The organism is Streptomyces calidiresistens (genome assembly GCF_014141525.1).
Classification (GTDB): domain Bacteria; phylum Actinomycetota; class Actinomycetes; order Streptomycetales; family Streptomycetaceae; genus Streptomyces; species Streptomyces calidiresistens.
Map to the genome: position 1 here is coordinate 1 of NZ_VKHS01000998.1, position 1,725 is coordinate 1,725.

At 72.8% G+C, this 1,725-nt stretch carries 3 protein-coding genes; all 3 read left to right on the forward strand.

All coding sequences use genetic code 11. The features are described 5' to 3' along the window. Positions 1 to 40: 40 nt before the first annotated feature. Genes FOE67_RS24865 through FOE67_RS24875 form a run of 3 tightly spaced genes read left to right on the forward strand, consistent with a single transcriptional unit; the run spans position 41 to position 1,565 of the window. Complete coding sequence (locus FOE67_RS24865) at positions 41 to 481, forward strand: HK97 gp10 family phage protein (RefSeq protein ID WP_182667066.1); 441 nt, start codon at positions 41 to 43, stop codon at positions 479 to 481. Further along, the gene (locus tag FOE67_RS24870; protein WP_182667067.1) at positions 478 to 966 is read left to right on the forward strand and encodes a hypothetical protein; all 489 of its coding nucleotides are present in this window, start codon (positions 478 to 480) and stop codon (positions 964 to 966) included. Before FOE67_RS24865 ends, FOE67_RS24870 begins: the two co-directional genes overlap by 4 nt. Further along, complete coding sequence (locus FOE67_RS24875) at positions 963 to 1,565, forward strand: hypothetical protein (protein WP_182667068.1); 603 nt, start codon at positions 963 to 965, stop codon at positions 1,563 to 1,565. Before FOE67_RS24870 ends, FOE67_RS24875 begins: the two co-directional genes overlap by 4 nt. Positions 1,566 to 1,725: the final 160 nt, after the last annotated feature.

Here is a 1,725-nt window from a genome sequence, read left to right on the forward strand (position 1 = left end):
CCACCACCCCTAACCCCCCCTGCGGAGAGGAGGCCCCCGGATGGCACAGCCCACGGGCCCGGTGCGCGTCCGCATCGTCATGGCACCCGGCTGGGAACGCCGGGTTGACCTCGCAGCAGATGCCCGCGCCGTCGGCCCCCTCGCCCGGGACATCGCCGAAGACGCCGGAGCCGCAGCCCCCCGCAAAACCGGGGCCCTCGCCGACTCCTACATCATCGAAAAGCCCCGGCTGCTGGTGCGGCGGATCGGGTCCCACCTGCCCTACGGCGCCGCCGTCGAGCTCGGCTCCCGCCCCTACACGATCGTGCCGCGCACGAAGCGCGCCCTGTGGTGGCCCGGAGCCGACCACCCCGTGCGCCGCGTCCGCCACCCCGGCGTGAAGCCCCGCCCCCACCTGCGGCCGGCCCTGTACACCCGCAGGAACGCCCCCCGAAACACCCTCGGCACCACCAGCACCAGCATGGGCGGGGGCGCGGAATGAGCACGCCTGCCGCCACCGTCTCCTCCGAGCTGGTCGCCGTCGCCTGGCTCCTCGCCATCCCCGGCGGCCCCCCGGCCGGGCTGGAACTCCCCACTGACCCCGCCGACTGGGCCGAAACCGGCTACATCGTCGTCGAGGCCGATGTCGCCGGCCCCCAGAACCCCGGCGTCCCCCTGCGCACCTCGATCTTCCAACTCGCCTCCTACGGCGCGAACCCCAACACGCTGCGCCCCAACTGGGCCGCATCCTCCGGGAACGCCTGGCGCCTGGTCGACGCCTGCGACCACGGGGAGGCCCTGAACACCCCGCTGGACACCCGCCCCGGCTGGGCCCGGGCCCGCGTCACCGGCGCCTGGCCCCAGACCCTCCCGCGGCGGGACACCGAGGACATCTCCTCCTACGCCGTGCACCGCCTGGACCTCGCCGTGAACTGGGTCCGGGACCCCACCATCACCCCCGAGCCGATCGGAGCCCCCGAATCATGAGTGGACCCCGCGCCACCGTCAACAGGACCGAGATCCTCGCCGGCCCCGGCCAGCTCTGGTACGGCCGGTACGGCGTCGCCACGATGCCGGACCCCGAGGACGTCGGTAAGCCCCTCCTCGCCGCGGACGGCTGGACCGACGCCGGCGCCACCGACGGCGGCCTCACCCAGACCGTCAACCAATCAACCTTCGCGATGCGCGTGGACCAGGTCCCGGACGCGGTCGGGTACCGCATCACCGAGCGGGACATCCAGGTCTCCACCAACATCGCGCAAGCGAGCCTGTGGAACCTCGCGATCGCCCTGAACCACGATCCCGAGGAGTTCATCACCGAGGGGACGGGCTACAAGCGTCTGGCGCTCAAGCCCGGGCAGGACGGGATGCTGCCGGACGAGTTGACCGTCGTCGTCGCCGGGTGGGCGCCGGGCGGGAACCTCGGGCGCTGGGCCATGCTGCACCGCGTCACCTCGATCGAGAACGTCGAGAGCGCGTGGGTGAAGGACGGGATGCACCTGGTGCCCGTCACTTTCGGCGCGATGTTCGTCGACTCCGAGACGCCCCCGGTGGAGTGGATCGACGAGGTCGCCCCCGAGTCCTGACCCCCGGTAGGCCGGGGTGTCGGCCGGTCCGGATGCTCCCGGCCGACACCCCACCCCCTTCTTCCTCTGCTGCTGCGCTGCCTGACCTGATCGGAGACTCATCGTGACCACCACCGCCGACCCCACCGTGTCGTCCGCTGCCGGGCCGGGGGACGAGATC